Source organism: Candidatus Phytoplasma sp. AldY-WA1 (assembly GCF_020312115.2).
GTDB lineage: Bacteria > Bacillota_I > Bacilli_A > Acholeplasmatales > Acholeplasmataceae > Phytoplasma > Phytoplasma vitis.
The window spans coordinates 1-3530 of the sequence record NZ_JAHRHX020000064.1 but is presented as its reverse complement, the minus strand read 5'-3'; the positions used below and the strand labels follow the sequence as shown (position 1 = coordinate 3530).

The following is a 3530-nucleotide window of genomic DNA, read 5'->3' as shown; positions in this document are numbered from 1 at the left end:
TGTATTAATTGTTACGATTATAAAAATAAAAAAGTATATAAAACAGACTTTATTTAATATATTTGTTAAAGTGTATTTTATTTCCTTTCTTTGAAGGTGTTAAAAATACCATCAAAGAAAGAAAAATAATACGTCCACAACAATCAAAATAATAATTTTATTTTGAATTATTTTAATTCTTTATAGAATTTTACAATACAAAAAAATGAGATAAAATCATTTAAAATAATTGTTATTAATAATTTTATAATAAAAAAAGACCTCTAGCCTGGTCTTTTTTTTAAAAAACACAATCAAAGTTTGGTAATATGTTTATAATAATTCTTTTACAACTTATTGTTTTTGTAATAATTATTATAAAAAATAAAGATCTAAACACCTCAAAAGCTTAGATCTTTATTTTTTATAAATTATTTAGGTTTTTGTGTGTTAAATTATAAATGAAAAAGTTAATACAAATGTTCTTTTATTTTAAAATAAAAATAACGGTATAAAAAATACCATTATAATAGAAATAGTGTTTCCCCCGAGACTCTATTTTTTTTACACTTAAACGAAATATGTCATTTTATATAAATATTTTTAAAATTACTATAATTATTTTATGATAAATAGTAAATAAAAAAGACTGGGTTGCGTACAGTCTTTTTTTTGCCAAATTATATATGAAAGGGTTAAAAACGAAATATGAAAATCATTTTTAAATTTTTTAAACAGTTTATGCCGTCGTGTTTAGGACGGGTTTTTTAATCTTTTTTAATGACTTTTATGTCGTCTTTTATGTTTGGTTTTTTAATTTGTTCGTTTAAATTTTTAATTTGTTTTCTTAAATTATTATTTTGTGCGTTTAAATTATTAATTCGTTTGTTTAAATCGTTAATTTGTTTACCATGAGAAACAACTTGTGGAAATAAACAATAGAATATAGCATAATTGTATATAGAAAATAATATAAATGATGAAATACCTAAAATAATGTCTGACATGATTAATTCCTTTCTTTGTAAAAATGTATTTATTTTTGATTTTTAAAATTTTGATTATTTTTTAAATTTCCTTTGCGTTATCTTTTTTTGTGTTGCTGTTGGGTGGAAATTCAAACAGCTGATTTTTGAAAAAATCAGCTGTTTGAATGGGGTTTGTTTTTTTAACGATTTATTTGTAAACCGACCGTTTTAATTGAATTAATTAATTCAATGAATTCTTGTTTTTCTAATTTAAATGATTTTTTAGTTTCGTTGGTTAATTTTTTTAATTGTTCTTTTTTTTCTTGATTTGGTAATGTAATAATAGTTTTTTGTAATTCGACAATTTTTTTAATTTTGTTTAAAAGTGTTTGATTTTTTAATAATTCATTTCTTTTAAAATCGTCGATTGTAATATTCTTTTTAAGATTGAATATGTTAATGTAATTAATTGTTCTATTGTCGTCTAAATAAATTGTTGATTTAATTAATGCCCCGTTCGAATATTCATCATGTTGTTGAAGATTTTTATTTGTATAAAATTGTTTAGAAGCTAATAGTTGACCTTTTTCATCAATTTTGTTAATACAAGTTAATTTTTGAAGTTTGATAAGACCTTGTTTTTTTCCAATCTTTCCATTAGTTTCGTTCCATTCTTTGTAATAGTGAATAATGGTCGGATCTGGTGAAATTGTTATTTCCTTTGGTTGGTACAAGTTTTGGAGTTTGATTAATGCTTTATTTTTAAAAACTTTAATTTGTATCTTAGAATAATTAGTATTATTTTTATTATTAATAATATTTGTTATTTCTTGATTATCTAATGATAACGGGTTTTGTAAAAATTTATTATTTTCGTCGATGTTAAATGCTAATTTAAATACCATTTTTTCACTTTTACTTAGTTTGGCAAATTTGATTTTAGCTATTAAATCTTCTTTTTTGATTTCTTTCATTAATTCTTGATTTGGATTCAATATTTTATCAAATTGTACGATTGGGTTTTCTAATTGAGTTTCGTTTGTATAATTTAATACTTCAGGATATTTAGTTTCTAATTTGGCAGTGTGTCGTTTAATGCCGCTCGCTTTAAGTATAATATGATATAATTTTTGTTTTAAATTTGTTACAAAAAAATTAATAATTCTTTTTTCTGGTTGTGAAATTCCTGTTTTTATAAAATCTTCAAAAACCAAATATGCCTCTGATAATAAATCTTGACGTTCAATAAATCTAGGCGCGTGTATGCTTTTTTTATTGATAATACTTTTAACACCATTGTTTTTTATTAATAACAAAAATAAATCCATTTTGTTTTTTTCGTTAGGATTGTTAAAACAATTATCTAAACTCTTTTGTGTTTCTTGTTCTAATTTTTGTTGTTGTTTTTCAAATTCTAAATTATTCATATTTCATTTCCTTTTTTGTTGATTAACAAAAAAGTTGAAATTGTTTTAATAAAATAAAAAAAGTTTAACTTACTCAGTTAAACTTAGTTAATAATTAAAATTAAATTATTGTTGATGGAATGGGGTGCGGTTCGAATCCATCATTCTTTCGTTTGATAAACCAAGAATATGAAGTATGTGATTATCACACATTGCGATTCGTTAATTCGCTGTTAATAAGGCCTCTTTGGCGCCCACAAAAAAGACTAGTTGTTTTAAACTAGTCTTTTCAGGGTATTAAAAATGAATTTATTTACAAAAATTTATAACAGTTCGTAAATTTCTAAACTTTTAAAAAATCTATAACACTTCCAAAACTCTTTTTCTTTAGAATATATTCTTTGTGCTGCTTTACGTTGGTAAACTGAATGATGAAATTTATTTTCACAAAAAACATCTTTTAAAAATCTTAAAATGCTAAATGCTCCACTTTTTCCAACATCAATATCAATTTGTAAAGGGTTTTTAGAATAATCCCAGATTTTACAATGCAAAAGAAAATGTTCTAATACATCGCAGTAAACTAAATTTTTACTTTTTTGATATTCAAAAGGAGCATTTCTTGCATATTTAGGTTTTGATAATCCTGGTATTTTATTTTCCTTAATATGGTGTATTTCTAAACCTTCCTGCGATCTTTTGATGGATAAATTTTCTTCGGTACATTGTTTATCTAAAAAATAATTTCCGTTGGGTGTTCCATATTTTTTTTTTAAAATAGTAACCATTTGATCGTAAGTCATAAGCAACATATAATCGATATTGTTTGTTTTTCTTTTGGTTATATATATTTGAATTAAAATTTTTTCAATATCTTTCAAATGATCTAATAAATTTTTTAATTTTTCGTTAGAAAACTCAAAAAATAAACAACGTTTTATTTTTTTTAATTCATGAAAAATAGAATGATAAAAACAATCATATTTGTTCATAATTGAATTAATTTGATCCGATAATAAAATAAGATCTTTTCTGATTATTTTAGTAATTGATATCATGATATCACCTATTCCTTTCAAGAAAAACCCAATATGTCAAAAAATTTCAAAAGCCTTTATTTTTTCTTACCATTTTTTTATATTCTTTCAAAAATTTAATAAAATATTTTTTTAATATG

The 3530-nt window shown here is 22.2% G+C and carries 3 protein-coding genes; all 3 read right to left on the bottom strand.

Annotated elements, in window-relative coordinates:
- Positions 1 to 746: 746 nt before the first annotated feature.
- The gene (locus KTO59_RS03830; RefSeq protein ID WP_284928721.1) at positions 747 to 986 is read right to left on the bottom strand and encodes a hypothetical protein; all 240 of its coding nucleotides are present in this window, start codon (positions 984 to 986) and stop codon (positions 747 to 749) included.
- Positions 987 to 1147: 161 nt separating this feature from the next.
- Positions 1148 to 2374, bottom strand: a complete 1227-nt coding sequence (locus KTO59_RS03825) for a hypothetical protein (protein WP_284928720.1) — start codon at positions 2372 to 2374, stop codon at positions 1148 to 1150.
- A 302-nt stretch (positions 2375 to 2676) separates the two neighbouring features.
- Entirely contained in the window at positions 2677 to 3411 is a 735-nt protein-coding gene (locus tag KTO59_RS03820) for a hypothetical protein (protein WP_284928719.1), read from the bottom strand.
- Positions 3412 to 3530 lie beyond the last annotated feature (119 nt).